We start from the raw sequence: 17,261 nt of genomic DNA, 5'->3' as shown, positions 1-17,261 counted from the left end.
TGACATGGCTAAAAGAAAACAAGCGACTGCTACACGTACCCGTCGTCGTGACCGTAAAAATGTTGAAGTCGGCGTAGCACACATCCGTTCTACGTTCAACAACACCATCGTTACAATCACTGACCCACATGGTAACGCAATCTCTTGGTCCAGCGCAGGTGCCCTCGGCTTCAAAGGCTCCCGTAAGAGCACACCGTTTGCTGCTCAAATGGCGGCTGAAACTGCTGCAAAAACTGCAATGGAACACGGAATGCGTTCTCTTGAAGTTATGGTTAAAGGACCAGGTGCTGGTCGTGAAGCAGCAATCCGCTCTTTGCAAGCAGCTGGCTTGGAAGTTAACATGATCAAAGATGTTACACCAATCCCGCACAACGGCTGCCGTCCACCAAAACGTCGCCGCGTGTAATCGGGTTTATAAAGTTCAGAACATGTCCATACTAGAATGGTAGATTCTGCTTTTTTGGCTTGACATGCACGCACACGGTAAACCGCCGAAGGAAATTCCTGAGTGGGCTATATAAGCCCACCCTTGAATTTCGACGTTTTGAAGGAGGGTTTGTTTAATGATAGAAATAGAAAAACCAAGAATCGAGGTTGTGGAAGTAAACGACGATAACTTGTACGGAAAATTCGTCGTTGAACCACTTGAACGTGGATACGGTACAACCCTTGGCAATTCACTCAGACGTATACTCCTGTCTTCTTTGCCAGGTGCTGCCGTCACCTCTGTTCAAATTGATGGTGTTCTGCACGAATTCTCAACTGTTCCTGGCGTTGTCGAAGACGTAACGGAAATCATCCTCAACATCAAAGGCTTGGCTCTGAAAATCCATTCCGATGAAGAGAAGATTCTCGAGATCGACGCGGAAGGCGAAGGCGTAGTGAGAGCAGGAGACATTCGTGCTGATAGCGATGTTGAGATCTTAAACCCTGATCTACACATTGCAACATTATCAGAAGGCGGTCGTCTGCACATTCGTATGACAGCTGGACGTGGACGTGGATATGTTCAAGCGGATGGAAATAAATCAGAAGACCAACCAATCGGTGTGATTCCGATCGATTCTATTTATACGCCAATCAAACGTGTTAACTATCAAGTAGAAAATACTCGTGTTGGTCAAATGACTAACTATGATAAGTTGACTCTTGAGGTTTGGACAAATGGTAGCATTCGTCCGGAAGAGGCCGTTAGCCTCGGAGCAAAAATCATGACTGAACATCTCAATCTCTTCGTAGGCTTGACCGATGAAGCGAAAGATGCGGAAATCATGGTAGAGAAAGAAGAAGACAAGAAAGAAAAAGTTCTGGAGATGACTATCGAGGAGCTTGATCTTTCTGTTCGTTCTTACAACTGTTTGAAACGTGCTGGTATCAACACGGTTCAAGAGTTAACACAAAAATCCGAAGAGGATATGATGAAAGTTCGTAACCTCGGACGCAAATCGTTAGAAGAGGTTCAAGAGAAACTTGCTGAATTAGGCCTTGGCTTACGTCAAGAAGACTAGTCCATCTTTTCTCACAATCATCATACACAATTCTTTCTTGCACATATTGTGTGATGCAGATTGAGTAGTAAGAAGGAGGTAAAACAATGGCATACCGTAAATTGGGTCGTAGAAGTTCGGCTCGTAAGGCGCTTTTCCGCGACTTGGTAACGGATCTTATCATCAACGAACGTATCGAAACAACTGAGATGAAAGCAAAAGAATTGCGTTCCATTGCTGAAAAGATGATTACGCTAGCGAAACGCGGCGATTTGCACGCTCGTCGTCAGGTAGCTGCTTTTGTGCGTAAAGAAGTTGCAACTGCTGAAGGCAAAGATGCTGTTCAAAAGTTGTTCGATGATATCGCACCACGTTTTGCTGAACGCAATGGTGGATACACTCGTATCCTCAAACTTGGTCCTCGCCGTGGCGACGCTGCACCAATGGCGTATTTGGAATTAGTTTAATAGTGCGTTGTTAGCTGGAAAAGGGTGAGGGCAGAGTCTGTATGTGCAGATTCTGATTCATACCCTTTTTTCTTTTTTATAGCAGTATTAAGTTTAATTACTTTATCGGGATAAAGAAATTAAACTTTTTCCATTGGTGAACCTAGAAAAATGCTTGTCCTTTACAAAGCGACTTTGACTGCGCCGCCTAGACTTTTTAAAATCGGAAGGTGAAAAAGTGGCCAACCAGCGAAACTATAGTAGGCTACTACATGTTTGGCCACTTCCTGTCGATGAGGAAAGTCGGACAGTTTAACTCCTTTGCAAGCTGTCAGGGAGACCTGCGTTTCAGTCCCCCGATGAGAGGGGAGAAAGGACAACGTTTTTCTAATTTGAGGATGTGAATCACATCATGAAACAGGAAATGGCGGTAGAAGCGATTGGAGTTTCGTTTCTGTATGAGGAGGATCGTACGGGACGAGGCAAGGTTCTCGATCAGATTAACCTCTCCATCCAACAGGGTACATTTGTTTCCATCATCGGACACAATGGTTCAGGAAAATCAACTCTGGCTAAATTAATGAATGCCTTATTGTTACCCAGCGACGGGACAATTATCGTTTCTGGTTTTGATACAAGAGATGAACAAGTCTTATGGGAAGTACGCAGGCAGATCGGAATGGTTTTTCAGAATCCTGACAATCAGATTGTCGGTGTTACGGTTGAAGATGATGTTGCATTTGGGTTGGAGAATTTAGGGGTCGCTCCGGATGAAATGCCGAACCGGATCAAGCATGCATTAGAGTCTGTGCAAATGGATCAATTTGCTGACCGACAGCCACACCATTTGTCAGGTGGACAAAAGCAACGGATTGCCATAGCAGGAATTATTGCCATGCGTCCTTCTGTTATCGTACTGGATGAGGCTACAGCTATGCTTGACCCAAGAGGGAAGCAGGAGGTAATGTCTCTTGCACACCGTCTTCACCAGGAGCATGGAATTACAATACTTCATATTACTCATTTTCCGGAGGAAACGCTGCAATCGGACCGTGTGATTGTCATGAACGAAGGTAAGGTGTACCTCGACGGGACTCCACGTACGGTTTACGAGGATGTAGATCGGTTGCTTGCGATTGGACTAGATGTTCCACTCGCAGTACGTCTGCGTCATCAACTGAAGAAACAGGGCATTGCGATGAATCCTGTTTTTCATCGAGAGGAGTTGGTTAGCGAACTATGCAAATTACTCTCGAAAACGTAACCCACGTGTATGCGAAAGGGACACCTTTTGAAAAGGAAGCCTTAACAGATGTGAGCATTACAATTCCAGAAGGTGCGTTTGTGGGCATCATCGGGCAAACGGGTTCTGGCAAATCAACATTAATCCAGCATCTGAATGGTTTGCTGAAACCTACATCCGGTGTGATCCGAATGGGGCAGCATGAAATCACTTCCACTACGAAAAAAACGGGTGAATGGCGCAAGTATGTAGGCTTAGTATTCCAATACCCTGAGCATCAGTTATTTGAAGAGTCAGTGGCCAAAGATGTAGCGTTCGGACCGACCAATCTGAATCTTCCTTCTGAAATGGTAGAAAATCGGGTAAGAGAAGCGTTGCAGATTGTTGGGCTTTCTTACGAGGAAATGAAAGATCGTTCCCCGTTCCAATTGAGTGGCGGTCAGATGAGGCGTGTGGCTATCGCAGGAGTATTGGCTCTGCAGCCGAGTGTACTGGTTCTCGATGAACCGACAGCGGGTTTGGACCCTGCCGGGCGTAACACGATCCTCGAAGGAATCTACAAGATTCACCAGGATAGACAGATGACCACGGTGATGGTGACACACAGCATGGAAGAAGTATCTCGATATGCGGATTATCTGATTGTAATGGCCAATGGACGAGTAGCCATGCAAGGGAAACCGATTGATGTATTTGCCAAAGTTGATCAGCTTCGGCAGTTATCATTAGACGTTCCTGAGTCGGTGCAACTCATCCATGAACTGAACAAACAGTTGTCTAAAGAAGAGCAGATCCCTCTATCCTGCTACAAGGAAGCTGATTTGGCTGATTACCTGATAAAACAGATAGCGAGTCGGAAGGGGGTAACCCGATGAGCAGTTTGACGAATTTTGCCATTGGCCAATATGTGCCAGGAAAGTCTTATGTTCACCGGCTTGATCCCAGGAGCAAACTGATCTTTGTCATCGTGTTTGCCATCCTTGTATTCCTAGCGAATAATCCGATCACGTATGGATGTTTGATCCTGTTTATCGGTTTTGCCATCGCTCTATCCCGGATATCGATTAAATTTATCGTAAACGGACTGAAACCAGTTTGGTTCCTTATCTTATTCACAGTTGTGATTCACTTGCTGGCAACCAAGGGTGGAGAAGTGTATTTTCAATACGGGTGGTTCAGTGTCGAGGAAGAAGGGGTACGTCAGGCAATCTACATGTCCATCAGACTTACTCTCTTGGTAATGGTTAGCTCGATGCTTACGTTGACGACCTCCCCGATGGATTTGACCGACGGATTGGAAAGACTCTTTTCACCGATGAAGAAACTAAAAGTTCCTGTCCATGAAATTGCACTCATGTTGTCGATTGCCCTTCGATTTATCCCGACCTTGTTGGAAGAGACAGAAAAAATCATGAAAGCACAGATGGCCCGTGGTGCCGATTTTGAGAGTGGGAATCTGCTCAAGCGTGCCATGAATATGCTGCCGATTGTGATACCGCTGTTCATCAGTGCATTTCGTCGCGCCGAAGAGCTAGCCTTGGCAATGGAAGCAAGAGGCTATCGTGGAGGAGAACATCGTACGAGGCTGCGTCAATTGCATTTTTCCAAGCATGACGTACTGCTAGTTATTGTCTCTGTTCTCGTAGGAGCATTGATCGGATGGGGAAGAACATGAAACGGTTGAAATGTGTAGTTGCCTATGACGGGACGGATTTTTCAGGTTTTCAGGTTCAGCCTGATCAGATAACGATTCAGGGAGAGATTGAAGCAGCATTGCAGCGTATCACAGGTGAACAGATCCAGATTGCTGGTTCAGGTCGAACAGATGCCGGAGTTCATGCGAGAGGACAAGTGTTTCATTTTGATACCAGGTGCTCCATTCCTCTTGAAAAATGGCGATTTGTACTCAACAATCAACTTTCTGATGCGATCATTATTCAGTCGGTGGAGGAAGTGGACCATCAGTTTCACTCCCGTTTTGATGTGAAGGAAAAAGAGTATCGTTACTGTATCGATAACGGCGAAGTTCCCGGCTTGTTTCGTCATCGGTATGCCGAACACATTCGCTTTCCACTCGATGTGACAGCGATGCAGCAAGGGGCACACTTTTTAATCGGAGAACATGACTTTACTTCTTTCTGCTCAGCAAAAACGCACGTCGAAGATAAAGTTCGTACCATTTTCGAAGTATCAGTGGTAAGAGAAGCCGACCTGGTGTGGATTACCTGTCGAGGAAATGGGTTTCTCTATAACATGGTCCGTATTATTGCTGGAACATTAATAGAAGTCGGTCAAGGAAAGAGAGCTCCGGAAGAGATAAAGGAAATCCTGGAGGCCTGTGATCGGGAAAAGGCAGGTTTGACCGCCTCTGCCAAAGGGCTGACGATGTGGAATGTCGTTTATTGACAGGAAAATATATATTAAAATATAACTTAGTTACTTGACTCAGTTATAGATATATAGTACGATATTCCTTGGTATTTTTCATTCCGCTAGCCCCACTCTAGCCCCGGGTGAAAGATAAAGGAACGTATGATAAATGCTTTAAAACTGATCGCTTGCGGTCAAAAAACTGACACACCTGGAGAGGTTGATCAACCGTTGCAATCCTCTCTTTATGAAAGTAACGGGTTAATTATTTAGGAGGGACAAACATGCGTACCACATATATGGCGAAACCGCTTCAAGTTGAGCGTAAATGGTACATCGTTGATGCTGAAGGCCAAACTCTTGGTCGTCTTGCGAGCGAAGTAGCTTCCATTTTGCGCGGTAAATTAAAGCCTGAATTTACACCACACGTTGACACTGGTGACTTCGTTGTTGTTATCAACGCGGACAAAATCAAGTTGACTGGTAAAAAATTGACTGACAAAATGTACTACACTCACTCCCTGTATCCAGGTGGTTTAAAATCAACTACTGCTGGCGAAATGTTGAACAAACGCCCAGATCGTTTGTTTGAACTCGCAGTAAAAGGTATGTTGCCTAAAAACAGCTTGGGACGTCAAATGTTCATGAAGCTGAAAGTATACGCTGGTACGGATCACCCGCACGCAGCTCAAAAACCAGAAGTTTGGCAAATTCGCGGCTAATAAAAGGGAGGAAATGACTCGTGGCACAAGTTCAATACTACGGTACAGGTCGTCGTAAACACTCCGTAGCACGCGTTCGCTTGGTTCCAGGCGAAGGTCGCATTTTGATCAACAAGCGTGATATGGATAACTATTTTGGTTTAGATACTTTGAAATTGATCGTTAAACAACCACTCGTTTTGACTGAAACTCTTGGTCGTTACGATGTATTGGTTAACGTTGCTGGTGGCGGTACAACTGGTCAAGCTGGTGCAATCCGTCATGGCGTATCCCGTGCGCTTTTGAAAGCAGATCCAGAACTTCGTGGCGCTTTGAAACGTGCAGGATTCTTAACACGTGACCCACGCATGAAAGAACGTAAAAAATACGGTCTTAAAGCTGCTCGTCGCGCTCCACAGTTCTCCAAACGTTAATTTTTGCTTATCAAACCCTTGTCTCTTTCGGGAGGCAGGGGTTTTTATTTTTGTCCTTGTTATGTTTCTTGTATATTTGTCGGATTATGGTATTATGTGGGAAGATTTAGAATGATCATACATAGAACAGTTGGGGTTGATACGATTGAGGGGAGCTATTCGCAGGCTATTTATTTTACATTGCATTTGCAGTCTTCTTTTTATACCTGCTTCAGTGGCATGGGGAAAAACAAAAAACGTATCGAACGCAAGCGAAGCCATTTCTACCATTTGGGAAGGAAAATCAGATGAGGCTAGAATCCTGTATCATGGAGCATCAGGAATTTTCTTTGAAGCCGAAGAAGAAAATGGCAGGGACGAAATTCTGTATCATTATGATGGGAACAAAGTGAAGCAAATAAACGATTTAAGGGGTTATGAGATCGATCGAGTGGAAGAGGACGGTATCACGGTTTGGGCAGAATCACTCGAGAAAGGCTGGGATAAATTTCGAGTATATGCATTGGTAAATGGCGAAAAGAAAGCAATCGCTGATTTGGATGATTCTCCTGTAGAGATCAAGATTGAATACCCGAAAATCAACTGGCAAGTGAAATATAATGACTGGTGGTTTTATGTGAAAAATTATCAGTATGATCTCGAAACCAATAAACTTACATTCGAAAGGTCATACGGAAAAGAGACACCTGCCACCTATTATAAATCTGTAGACAATCATAAACAGTATTTACGGGCTTTTGACGTTAGTGACTTTGAATATGGCGGTTTTAAAAAGTGGACTGTGTCGAATGAACAATTTGTCTGGAGTGACCAGGGCGGAGTCTACCTGGACGTCAGAAAACAAAAAAACGGGTTCAAACAGTTATGGGATCACGCAAAATCTCCAGAGCCACTTACAGTTAATAAAGAATTTGCGATATGGAATCAGCGAGATGGTTTGGGTATCTATTCTTTTGAAAAGGACCAATCATATGTAATAAACGCAAGCGCACTTACCATTGTTCAAAAGAGTAACCCGATCATTTTTGATAAGAAGTTGGCACTATTTACGGGATCTTCAAAACAAATCCAACTCAATCTGATAGAGGTAGACAAGCTGTTGGAATCAACAGGCTCGCAAATAGAAACTTTTCAACCGCTAAATATTACGCCTCGTTACGTCAATGGCGTGCAAGCATTGCTGCAAATGGAGCCAACAGAACTTGTTGCTTCAAGTAAATACCTCGCTTGGAAAGACGGTTATGAGTTTGAAGATGGTGCGATTCTCTTTAAAAAGATAGACGATACGAATGTAATGGTTATGCCTGGTGAATGGGAGCATATCACTTTCATCGGAGAAGGTTTACTTGCAGTGGGTAGACCAGAAGAAAAAGAAGATGGACAAGATGATTATGATTATGAAGAAGATGATGAAATCCCTAGAGGAATATACAAAATCAACCTTTCAACACAGGAAACTGAGATTCTATATGATTTGAAGAATGAAGAGGATCGGTATGGAGATGAAGTGGATATCTCTGAACTACAATCCGATTCGAAACGGGTGTATTGGTATTCAGAAGAGGACGAGAATATTGTAAGCTTTGATGCCGAGACGAAGGCTGTTAAAAAAATAGATATTGGAACAGATGAAGTGATAGCATGGCAAGCAAAGGATGACTCTGTAGTCTGGATAGAAGAGCGTAAACGCGAAGTTCTCGTTAAATTCAAAGAAAACGGAAAGGAAGAACAAATCCTTTCTCGATGGGCCAGTAAACTTGGTGGCGCTGATAGTGTTGCTTTGGACGGGAATTGGGTGGCTTGGAATATCGATAATAAAGATAAGTCGATGGTAAAATTGTACGATCTCTCATCCAAAAAAGAGAAGGTCATCTATAATGGAGAGATTGGTAATTTCCCCATTCTGATCAAGGATAACAACGTATACTTTCTGTCATATAGTAAAAGCAGCAATAAAACACCAGTTGTTCGATATGATAGCAAGGCGAACAGAACATCAGTAAGTGGAACAATGGTGGACGCATTCTTTGTTCAGGACTCAACGCTTTACTATACAGAGCAAACCAGAGAGCAAATAGAAATATATTATATTTTAAGCAAGAAGATAAAGAGCAAAGCTGGAATGAAACTGTCCTATAAGTGGACAGACCTTGTCAAAAATAATCAGCAGAAATGGTACGATATTCGCTATTCGTTCCATCCTAACGTGATCCAAATCAAAATCGGAGAGAATGAGTATACATGGGAAGAGCTCCTATCCATGCCAAACAAATGGTTGGATGCGATTGAAGAAACTCCCGAAGATATCACCGTTTCTGTTGAACTGTAGTGTGTTTGTTTAAGCTTCTCCTGATATAGGGGAAGCTTTTTTCCCGAAAGAAGGTCGAATGATGGTTAACAAGCTGGGTTGTGCACTTTTTTGTCTGTCATTTTGGTTACAAGGGCTATTTTTTGGGTGGGAGACGTATTCGTTTGCAATATTGATAGGTGTATTTTTTCTTGTATTTATGCGAAGGCATAGTACCTTGTTTCTTCCACGTCAAACGGTGTACATGCTTACGTGCATACTGATGATAGCAGCAGGGTATGTGCTGCAAGTGATCATTCATCCGTCAGACAGTGGAGTGGTTTTGCTTATTCAGACCATTTTGGTCATCGGAATATTTTTAATCATGCAGCTTACGATTCAGTCAACGCATGTTGCATGGAGCTGGTATCGTGCGTTTGGCGGGAATGTTGTTGCATTACTTGTTTTCGCGTGGATCACCAGGGGAGAGGAACTGCTGTCATCAGTTTTTGATTATGCCAATGCATTGGCCTTGCTTTGCATGATGGCGATATTCTGGATTTTCCATGAATGGACAGTAGCCGAAAGAAAACAGCAACGATACTTTTGGTTTGTGCTTTTTCTTCTTGCAGGTTTGTCATTACTTGCGACAGGAGCTCGTATTGCCTGGGGGTTAACCGGGGTTGGGCTGTTTGTTCAGTCACTCCTGTTTGCAAACCAATTAGACAAACGGAAATTTTGGTTGTATTGGGGAGGGCTTGTCGGCCTATCCGTGCTCACGGCAGGTTTTCTTGCCTGGTATGATCCTTCGATTCGATTGGAATTGACTCAAGTATCCTCGCTTCGAATCAGGCTGATCTATTATTGGGATGCAATTCGAATGATTCTTGATCATCCATTTCTAGGCGTCGGAGTAGATGGATGGTCGAAGCTTCAGTATCAATACCAAACAGCATTTTATTCAGTACAACATGTGCATAATCACCTCCTGCAGCTCTGGCTAGATGCTGGTATATTGCCTGTTATGGGTTGGGTTGTATTAATACTCTTGGTTTTTTTCGATATTATACGCATTCGTCGGTTAGCTTCTTCCAGTGAGCGAAAGGCTTTAGTCACAATCTGGCTCTCGACAGTTGCCGTGCTAGCCTATTCCTTTCTTGATTTTATCGTCTCGTTCCCGGCAATTTTGATGAGCATTCTGTTTTATTGGGTCTTCCGAAACCTGCTGATCAAAGATATCCCTACACTTACGATCAAACTACACCACAGCTTGATCTATGGAGTGTCGATTGTATTAATTACGGTTGGTATTGTTGGGGGATATCGGGAGTGGCACGCGTTCCAAGCGAATATCGCTTTGGAGCAGGGGAATCTCCATACTGTTTTGCAATACGAGGGATACTCGAGGCTAAGCATGTCTGACCAATCAAGAAATATGGTTCTAGGGAAAGCTTACATGGAAAAGGCAAAAAGGACGCAGCGGAAAGCCGATTGGGAAAAGGCGAATTTTTATTTCCAAAAAGGATATGAGCGTGATACGGAAGACTATCGATTTTATCCTCCGTTAATCTACACTTCCATTCAGCTAAACCAAAAGGAGTTGGCAGTACAATATTCAACGAAGCTAATTCAGCTACAGCCTGCAGTGATTGAAGGTTATGAGTGGTATGCCAAATCCTTGTTTGAAGCGGGAAAATATCATGAAGTTAACCAAATTCCACAACTAGTAGAAACATACCAAAAGCTAATGCTAAAGAAAGCTCTGATTAAACAGCATATTGTTGATTTGACTCCATCAACTCAATTAAATCAGATCATTCAGGAAGCTAACCAAAAGCTGGCCAACCCGTCATAATTTGTCCGACTCATCCATAAGATGGAAAGGAAGATGGGACAAAGGAGCGGTTGAACGTGGCGAGAAAAGTGGTCGGATGGATATTAGCATTGTTCCTGCTCGTTGTAATTTTTACATATCGTGTACCCGATCATTCTTCGTGGTCAACCTGGACACTGCCTTTGGCGGGAACAGTCATTGCCATTGACCCGGGGCATGGTGGAATTGACGGTGGGGCAACGAGCCGTGATGGAAAAATCGTGGAGAAGGATGTCACTTTGCCGATTAGCTTGTACTTGCGGGACTTTTTGCAGCAGTCGGGAGCATTTGTTGTAATGACGAGGGAAGAAGATACTGACTTGGCTTCTCCTGAAGCCCACAAACTAAGAAAACGCAAATCAGAAGATATTCGGGGCAGGGTCAAATTCGTAAATGAAAATTCTCCAGATTTTCTTGTCAGTATTCATCTTAACGCCTTCCCTGCAACGAAGTATTTTGGTGCGCAGACTTTCTTTTCTCCTGCTTATAAAGAAAGCAAAGAAATGGCTTATCTGATTCAAGATGAGATCAAACGAACGCTCAGTAATACAGATCGTTTGCCAAAATCAACAGATGATGTTTTCTTGATTCGTGAGGTAGAATGCCCATCTGTATTGATCGAGGTAGGCTTCCTTTCGAATGAATTAGAGTCCAAAAAGCTGGATACAGTTGAGTATCAAAAAGCAATGGCCAATGCGATTTATCAAGGGATTCTTCGTCATTATGCCGGGGAAAAGGTAACGAGTACACCGTAAACAGGTGGCTCGTTTCATTTTTATACGAATGAAAGGTTGTCTGTTTTTTTATCTGTAGTGTGCGCTAGTTCGCTAAATTCTTTTTAATGAGTATGCTATAATGTAGCCTAATCGGTCGATCATATAACAGATAAATAACTCTCTGAGGTGAAATGATGATAACAAAAGAGCAGGTATTAGAAGCATTGCGTGGAGTCCATGATCCAGAAATCAACCGCAGCTTGGTTGAGTTAAATATGATTCGTAATGTCCAAATTGATGGGAATCGTGTCAGTCTTGAGGTTGTTCTCACGATTACCGGCTGTCCATTGAAAGCGAAAATTGAACAAGATGTAATCGATGCGTTAAAGGCAATCGGAGCAAGCGAAGTAAATCTGCGCTTTGGTTCCATGACAGATGAAGAAAGAGCGGCTCTCTCAGCTCAACTTCGTGGTGGACAAGTGCATAATGCAGCGCCTGGACAAGTTCTCAATCCGATTCTGGCCCCTGAGTCCAAAACAACATTTATTGCTGTTACGTCTGGTAAAGGCGGCGTTGGGAAGTCAACTGTAACGGTTAACCTGGCAGTTTCCCTTGCTCGTCTTGGCAAAAAAGTTGGGATCATCGATGCAGATATCTACGGATTCAGTGTTCCGGACATGATGAATATTGAACAGAAACCAACGGTCATTGGCGAAATGATTTTACCGATTGATAAATTTGGTGTAAAAGTAATGTCCATGGGCTTCTTCGTTGAAGATAACTCACCGATCATTTGGCGTGGGCCAATGCTGGGAAAAATGCTTCGTAACTTCTTCACCGAAGTTCACTGGGGCGATTTGGACTACTTAATTCTTGACCTCCCGCCAGGAACAGGTGACGTAGCGCTTGATGTGCATACGATGATTCCGCAAAGTAAGGAAATTATCGTGACCACCCCACATGCCACTGCATCATTCGTAGCTGCACGTGCTGGGGCAATGGCCATTCGCACAGGGCATGAACTGGTTGGAATCGTGGAAAATATGGCGTGGTATGAAGCAAAAGACGGCTCCAAAGAATATGTATTCGGACGTGGTGGAGGCGCCAAATTAGCAGAACAGCTATCTACTGACCTGCTTGCACAAATCCCGCTTGCTCAACCGGATAATCATCCAGCAGAACCAGACTTCTCACCATCTATCTACAAACAAGATTCACCAATTGGGAAGCTGTACATGGAGTTGGCAGAAAGTGTTGTTAAAAAAGCATAGTTAGCCATAAATATAGGAAAAGCATCACGTTTAGCGTGGTGCTTTTTTATTTTGACAAAAGGTAAACTGTTTTGATAAACTTCTAATTAGATAACCATCGAAAGTGTTGAGAGGGGTGAATGGTGTGCAAATCGATTTATTGGTTCAGTTCCATAAAGCGTTAAGCGATGTTAGCCGGATTCGAATTTTGGCACTTTTGGCGAGAAAGCCAATGAGTGGAACAGAACTCGCAGAACGATTGGGATTAACACCAGCAACGATCACGCATCATACCCAGAAGTTGAAGAAGGTAGGGATCGTCAAGGAGAAGCGTGATAAAAACACCATAACTTTTTACCTTCTAGCTCGTGAACTTGGCAGATACGCAGAGAGTACGATTAGCACCATCATTCCAGCGGATGCTTCTGTATTGGAAGAGTGGGAGGTAAGGCGCAGTGATATCCCGGATGAAGCGAGTGAGATGAAAATGATTGAAAATGATGTGGAAAGAATCATTGCTCCCTTTTTTATGGAGGATGGCAAGTTGAAACAAATTCCATCTCAGTGGAAAAAACGCAGGTATGTATTGGAAAAGCTGGTTGCTTCTCTTGATTTTGGAAAGCAATATACGGAAAAAGAGATCAGTGACTATTTGAAGTGGTACCACGACGATTATGCGACATTACGCAGAGAATTGATAATGAACCACATTATGTTTAGAGAAAATGGAATCTATACCTTAAACCCTCGTGAACTATGGAAATCTGCTGAATAAAAAAAGTGAGCCGAATTTGGCTCACTTTATTTGCTTCCACCGCCACCACCGCCACCGCCGCCGCCTCCATCACCTTTACCCTCGCCCTTTTTCTTGCCGCCTTGTTTCAATGTTTCTGGTTTCATCATTTCTTCGGTGGCTTTGGTCATGAGCTTAAGCAGCTCTTCTTGGAAGAGAGGGCTCTTCAGGGCTTCTTTCATAATTTGCATCGTATGCTGGCGGTATGCGCTGCTTTTCATTAGGTCGAGTAAGTTCTTTTCGAATTCCGGGTCTTTAAGCACGCTAATCATCATTTTTTGATACTCGGGATCTTTCATCAAATCTTTAAGAAGATTTTTATTTTCCTCTTTCATTGACTTTGCCAAGGTGCTCGTAAACTTCGGATCGCTGAATGCTTCCTTTATTTGTGGGTTTTTGGGATTGGCTAAGCTTTGGACAAGAGTGGTTCGTACGGTTGAAGCATCTAGAATCATGCTTTGCTTAAATTTCTCGTCCTTCATCATTGTGCTAACAGTTTTCTTAGCTTCTTCTGTTTGCATGATATCCAAAACCATTGTCTTGACCGTCTTATAGTCTGGTTGAGACGATGCCTGGGCCTGTCCACCACCACCACCGCAACTTGTAAGCATCATCATGGTTATCAGCAATGATGGCATCCAAAAGGCAATTCGAACTTTGCTCATGGGAGTGCTACCTCCTTTATCTTCCCTATAGTTAAAATGCACATTTTGTCCTCTGATTACGCTAGTATTTTTTTTACTTGGTTGGTACAATCATTACGATTGGATAGGAGGGCTTTGTTGTGAATTTACGCAAATATGGTTGGCTTTTTACTACCACACTAGCTGTAGGTGGAGTAGGTGGTATGCTAGCTGGGTTCATTGTAGCAAAAGGTGAACTTTTTTCCGGCTCCTTCGGTAATTTACTTATGGGTATTTTGATGAATATATTGATTGGACTAACGATTAGTGTTCTTGCGCAGATGGGCTTTTTTGCGTATATGACATTAAATTACTTTGGGCTCAGCTTTTTTAGCAAAAGTCCAAGGTTGTGGAAAAACATTCAGGTATTTTTGGTTCTGTTTGCCTTTTTTGATATGGTGTATCTTCGGTATTCGGGGGGAATGCGCGGAGATACCATTTGGCCCTATATGATTGAACCTGTTGCCTTATTGTTTGTTTCTTTTGTGGTTGCCTATGCTAAAGTAAAACAAACAAATTCAAATGCATTAGTTCCAACGTTGTTTTTTATGTTTTCTGTTACAGCAGTTGAATGGATTCCGGGTCTGAAACAGGATAATGCCAACTCGATTTTGTTCATGGCCGTTCCTCTTGTTTTCTGTAACGTCTGGCAGGTCATGCAGTTACATCGATTGACGAGGAAGGCGTAGCATATCGTTTTCGTCCAGAAAAAAAGCTGAACTCTCGAAACAGAGGTTCAGCTTTTTATTCAATAGTATCGATTGTTAATTGATTTCCTGAGAATTTACATTGGAACCTGCAATTAGTTCTGATACTGTGACGAATTGATACCCGTCAGCACGCAGTTTGTCGATAATAATTGGCAAGGCCAAATGTGTTTGTTTGCATGAATCACTGGCGTGCATAAGGATGATATCACCAGGGTGTGCCTTGGAGACTACATTTTTAACGATTTGATCTACACCAGGATTTTCCCAATCTCGGGAATCTGTATCCCACTGAACAACTGTGTAACCCATTTCTGCAGCCGTTCGTAAAACACGTTTGTCAAAGTCTCCATTCGGTAGACGGATTAAATTGGGCTTTTTGCCAGTTAGCTCTGTTAAAATGGTATGCGCCTTGCCGATTTGGGTCCTCATTTCCTCATCTGTATATTTGCTGTAATTATCGTGTTTGTGACCGTGGGAACCAATTTCAAAGCCCGTATCCTTAATGCGTTTCACGATGTCAGCGTGTCGTTGACTCCATGGAGATGATAAGAAGAACGTAGCTTTTGTTAAATTTTTTTCCTTCAAAACATCAAGAATGGGTTGTGTCCTTACTTCACCCCAACTAATATCAAAAGTTAAGGCGATTTTCTTTTCTTTGGTATCAACTTTATAAATGGCTTGTGGTGCTTTTAATTTCGTTCCTTCTGTCACCACTGCGATCGTATCGCGTTCCGCATATGCAATCCCAGCAGCAAAGAGAATAGCTGCAATCACGATAAACATTTGTTTTAGCTTTTTTGCGCTAACGACATACATAAATCGCATGACAATTCCTCCTAACCGTTTGTCCTATACCAAATTTATGCACATCAGACAAGGATATTCTTAAATCTAAGCGTATTGTTAAGGGAAGAATCATAAGATGAATAGCAAGTTGCTTTACAAAGTGAGGAGAGGGATAGATGCTTGGGAAGCTGAAATATATATGGGAAGACAATAAGAAATACTTCTATGTGGCTTGTATACTTATGTTGGCTGGTGGGTTTATTGGCTTCGTCCAGGCAGATAAGGTGGAGAAGATTGCGCTTCAAATGCTAGCTCAATTAAAGGATTTGGTCGAGAAGATTGGCTCAAATAACGATGCACTTTCCGTTTTTTGGTTGATTTTTTCTAATAACGTGACTAGTGCTGTTTTAATGATGGTGTTTGGGATCGCACTTGCCATTCCGCCGGTCTTTGGTATGGTAACTAACGGAATTTTATTAGGATACTTGTTTCATAAAATGGCAGAATCCGGGCAAAACATCGTACAAATGTTTATTGTAGGCATTTTACCTCATGGTATTTTTGAATTACCTGCTGTTATTTTTGCCGCAGGGGTAGGGATTCGATATGGCTTATTAATGATCAGGGGTCCACTAGCTATTTGGACGGAAAAAGGACGAAGTGAATTTAAAGCAGATTGGGTTCATGCCCTTAAACAGTTTCCGTACATTGTGGTATCTGTCATTTTGATGCTTTTTGTTGCTGCCATTGTTGAGAGTGTCATAACTCCAGCTTTAATCGAGAACACCATCGGGAATCAAATAAAGCTCATTCCTAACAAGTAAAATTACTAATGGATATCAAATTTACGCCTCATTACGTGGGGCGTTTTTTTATGTTGCGTGATACCTGAATATGGAAATAATGTGATGGACATTATAAATGTACACACGTTGACTGGGGGAGGCTGGTAGTTTTGCTCGGTTTTTTATTTACAACCAAAGAGTGTCAGGAATTAGAGTATTTGTTAAAACGTGAGCTGGAAGAGATGCTTCTAGACTTTAGCGATAAACGTATTGATTTTCTGGTTAAACGAGCAATGGAAGAACGATATTCTATCTTGTTTCGTATGTACGCAAGGATCGCAAAGCCAAATGAATTATCTAAGTACGTTCGCCGCCGCAAGCTTGAAGAAGAGTACTTCTAGTGACGGCATTGGACAAAAAGTGTGTTTTTCAATGAGATTTAAAAAGTTTTTTGATAAAGTATTGACTTATGCTCGCCTGACGTGTTAGATTATTTCTTGTCCGAATCGAGCAAGCTAAGTTGCGAAAGGAAAACGAAAATTAATGCTTGACATTAATGAGTCGTTTATACTACAATATGAAAGTCGCTCTTTTGGGCTGATGCTCTTTGAAAACTGAACAATAAAGCGTTTTATAGTGAATCAAAACACTAGCCAAGTGAATTGTTTTGCAGTTTAGAATCAACTCAACTTTATTG

The 17,261-nt window shown here is 42.6% G+C and carries 19 protein-coding genes; 17 read left to right on the top strand and 2 right to left on the bottom strand.

What is annotated here, in order from left to right; translation table 11 throughout:
- Window positions 1-4: 4 nt before the first annotated feature.
- The 14 genes from rpsK to ACPW7N_RS20085 all read left to right on the top strand — a co-directional run bounded on the left by rpsK (window position 5) and on the right by ACPW7N_RS20085 (window position 13,582).
- A complete protein-coding gene (gene rpsK / locus ACPW7N_RS20150; protein WP_425653004.1) occupies window positions 5-406 on the top strand; it encodes a 30S ribosomal protein S11 in 402 nt (133 codons plus the stop codon).
- A gap of 157 nt (window positions 407-563) precedes the next feature.
- The gene (locus ACPW7N_RS20145) at window positions 564-1,508 is read left to right on the top strand and encodes a DNA-directed RNA polymerase subunit alpha (protein WP_425653003.1); all 945 of its coding nucleotides are present in this window, start codon (window positions 564-566) and stop codon (window positions 1,506-1,508) included.
- Window positions 1,509-1,594: 86 nt separating this feature from the next.
- Window positions 1,595-1,954, top strand: a complete 360-nt coding sequence (rplQ, locus tag ACPW7N_RS20140; RefSeq protein WP_425653002.1) for a 50S ribosomal protein L17 — start codon at window positions 1,595-1,597, stop codon at window positions 1,952-1,954.
- A gap of 391 nt (window positions 1,955-2,345) precedes the next feature.
- On the top strand, window positions 2,346-3,197 hold the full coding sequence (locus ACPW7N_RS20135; RefSeq protein WP_425653001.1) for an energy-coupling factor transporter ATPase: 852 nt from the start codon (window positions 2,346-2,348) through the stop codon (window positions 3,195-3,197).
- The gene (locus tag ACPW7N_RS20130; protein ID WP_425652999.1) at window positions 3,173-4,051 is read left to right on the top strand and encodes an energy-coupling factor transporter ATPase; all 879 of its coding nucleotides are present in this window, start codon (window positions 3,173-3,175) and stop codon (window positions 4,049-4,051) included. The genes ACPW7N_RS20135 and ACPW7N_RS20130 overlap by 25 nt, the downstream gene beginning before the upstream one ends.
- Window positions 4,048-4,851 carry an energy-coupling factor transporter transmembrane component T family protein gene (locus tag ACPW7N_RS20125; protein ID WP_425652997.1) on the top strand — a complete coding sequence of 268 codons (804 nt, stop codon included), beginning with the start codon at window positions 4,048-4,050 and terminating at the stop codon, window positions 4,849-4,851. The genes ACPW7N_RS20130 and ACPW7N_RS20125 overlap by 4 nt, the downstream gene beginning before the upstream one ends.
- Entirely contained in the window at window positions 4,848-5,582 is a 735-nt protein-coding gene (gene truA / locus ACPW7N_RS20120; protein WP_425653081.1) for a tRNA pseudouridine(38-40) synthase TruA, read from the top strand. Before ACPW7N_RS20125 ends, truA begins: the two co-directional genes overlap by 4 nt.
- A gap of 248 nt (window positions 5,583-5,830) precedes the next feature.
- Window positions 5,831-6,268, top strand: coding sequence for a 50S ribosomal protein L13 (rplM, locus tag ACPW7N_RS20115; protein ID WP_425652996.1), 438 nt, complete (start codon window positions 5,831-5,833; stop codon window positions 6,266-6,268).
- Window positions 6,269-6,288: 20 nt separating this feature from the next.
- A complete protein-coding gene (rpsI, locus tag ACPW7N_RS20110; protein WP_425652994.1) occupies window positions 6,289-6,681 on the top strand; it encodes a 30S ribosomal protein S9 in 393 nt (130 codons plus the stop codon).
- Between the two features lie 145 nt (window positions 6,682-6,826).
- Entirely contained in the window at window positions 6,827-9,010 is a 2,184-nt protein-coding gene (locus ACPW7N_RS20105; protein ID WP_425652992.1) for a hypothetical protein, read from the top strand.
- A 196-nt stretch (window positions 9,011-9,206) separates the two neighbouring features.
- Window positions 9,207-10,823, top strand: coding sequence for an O-antigen ligase family protein (locus tag ACPW7N_RS20100; protein ID WP_425652990.1), 1,617 nt, complete (start codon window positions 9,207-9,209; stop codon window positions 10,821-10,823).
- A gap of 56 nt (window positions 10,824-10,879) precedes the next feature.
- A complete protein-coding gene (gene cwlD, locus ACPW7N_RS20095; RefSeq protein WP_425652988.1) occupies window positions 10,880-11,596 on the top strand; it encodes an N-acetylmuramoyl-L-alanine amidase CwlD in 717 nt (238 codons plus the stop codon).
- Window positions 11,597-11,751: 155 nt separating this feature from the next.
- The gene (locus tag ACPW7N_RS20090; RefSeq protein ID WP_425653080.1) at window positions 11,752-12,828 is read left to right on the top strand and encodes an Mrp/NBP35 family ATP-binding protein; all 1,077 of its coding nucleotides are present in this window, start codon (window positions 11,752-11,754) and stop codon (window positions 12,826-12,828) included.
- A 124-nt stretch (window positions 12,829-12,952) separates the two neighbouring features.
- On the top strand, window positions 12,953-13,582 hold the full coding sequence (locus tag ACPW7N_RS20085) for a DUF2087 domain-containing protein (protein ID WP_425652987.1): 630 nt from the start codon (window positions 12,953-12,955) through the stop codon (window positions 13,580-13,582).
- A gap of 26 nt (window positions 13,583-13,608) precedes the next feature.
- Here ACPW7N_RS20085 and gerD read toward each other — a convergent pair whose 3' ends face one another.
- A complete protein-coding gene (gerD, locus tag ACPW7N_RS20080; protein ID WP_425652985.1) occupies window positions 13,609-14,265 on the bottom strand; it encodes a spore germination lipoprotein GerD in 657 nt (218 codons plus the stop codon).
- A 119-nt stretch (window positions 14,266-14,384) separates the two neighbouring features.
- Between gerD and ACPW7N_RS20075 the strand changes: the two genes are divergently transcribed.
- Entirely contained in the window at window positions 14,385-14,972 is a 588-nt protein-coding gene (locus tag ACPW7N_RS20075; protein ID WP_425652983.1) for a KinB-signaling pathway activation protein, read from the top strand.
- A 75-nt stretch (window positions 14,973-15,047) separates the two neighbouring features.
- On the opposite strand, the gene pdaB is transcribed toward ACPW7N_RS20075, so the two are convergent.
- The gene (gene pdaB, locus ACPW7N_RS20070) at window positions 15,048-15,818 is read right to left on the bottom strand and encodes a polysaccharide deacetylase family sporulation protein PdaB (RefSeq protein ID WP_425652981.1); all 771 of its coding nucleotides are present in this window, start codon (window positions 15,816-15,818) and stop codon (window positions 15,048-15,050) included.
- A 137-nt stretch (window positions 15,819-15,955) separates the two neighbouring features.
- Here pdaB and ACPW7N_RS20065 point away from each other — a divergent pair, with 137 nt between their 5' ends.
- Entirely contained in the window at window positions 15,956-16,603 is a 648-nt protein-coding gene (locus ACPW7N_RS20065) for a stage II sporulation protein M (protein ID WP_425652979.1), read from the top strand.
- A gap of 131 nt (window positions 16,604-16,734) precedes the next feature.
- On the top strand, window positions 16,735-16,965 hold the full coding sequence (locus tag ACPW7N_RS20060; protein ID WP_425652977.1) for a hypothetical protein: 231 nt from the start codon (window positions 16,735-16,737) through the stop codon (window positions 16,963-16,965).
- The last annotated feature ends 296 nt before the right edge of the window (window positions 16,966-17,261 follow it).

Origin of the sequence: Brevibacillus nigriterrae, assembly GCF_049846925.1 — a bacterium.
Taxonomy (GTDB): domain Bacteria; phylum Bacillota; class Bacilli; order Brevibacillales; family Brevibacillaceae; genus Brevibacillus_H.
This window is presented reverse-complemented; position numbering and strand designations above follow the sequence as displayed.

Excerpts from the sequence above, each read along its gene's own strand:
- ACPW7N_RS20145 (WP_425653003.1), top strand. The coding sequence starts at position 564 with ATGATAGAAATAGAAAAACCAAGAATCGAGGTTGTGGAAGTAAACGAC.
- truA (WP_425653081.1), top strand. The coding sequence starts at position 4,848 with ATGAAACGGTTGAAATGTGTAGTTGCCTATGACGGGACGGATTTTTCA.
- ACPW7N_RS20065 (WP_425652979.1), top strand. The coding sequence starts at position 15,956 with ATGCTTGGGAAGCTGAAATATATATGGGAAGACAATAAGAAATACTTC.
- rplM (WP_425652996.1), top strand. The coding sequence starts at position 5,831 with ATGCGTACCACATATATGGCGAAACCGCTTCAAGTTGAGCGTAAATGG.
- rpsK (WP_425653004.1), top strand. The coding sequence starts at position 5 with ATGGCTAAAAGAAAACAAGCGACTGCTACACGTACCCGTCGTCGTGAC.
- pdaB (WP_425652981.1), bottom strand. The coding sequence starts at position 15,818 with ATGCGATTTATGTATGTCGTTAGCGCAAAAAAGCTAAAACAAATGTTT.
- ACPW7N_RS20090 (WP_425653080.1), top strand. The coding sequence starts at position 11,752 with ATGATAACAAAAGAGCAGGTATTAGAAGCATTGCGTGGAGTCCATGAT.
- rplQ (WP_425653002.1), top strand. The coding sequence starts at position 1,595 with ATGGCATACCGTAAATTGGGTCGTAGAAGTTCGGCTCGTAAGGCGCTT.
- ACPW7N_RS20125 (WP_425652997.1), top strand. The coding sequence starts at position 4,048 with ATGAGCAGTTTGACGAATTTTGCCATTGGCCAATATGTGCCAGGAAAG.
- ACPW7N_RS20135 (WP_425653001.1), top strand. The coding sequence starts at position 2,346 with ATGAAACAGGAAATGGCGGTAGAAGCGATTGGAGTTTCGTTTCTGTAT.
- gerD (WP_425652985.1), bottom strand. The coding sequence starts at position 14,265 with ATGAGCAAAGTTCGAATTGCCTTTTGGATGCCATCATTGCTGATAACC.
- ACPW7N_RS20130 (WP_425652999.1), top strand. The coding sequence starts at position 3,173 with ATGCAAATTACTCTCGAAAACGTAACCCACGTGTATGCGAAAGGGACA.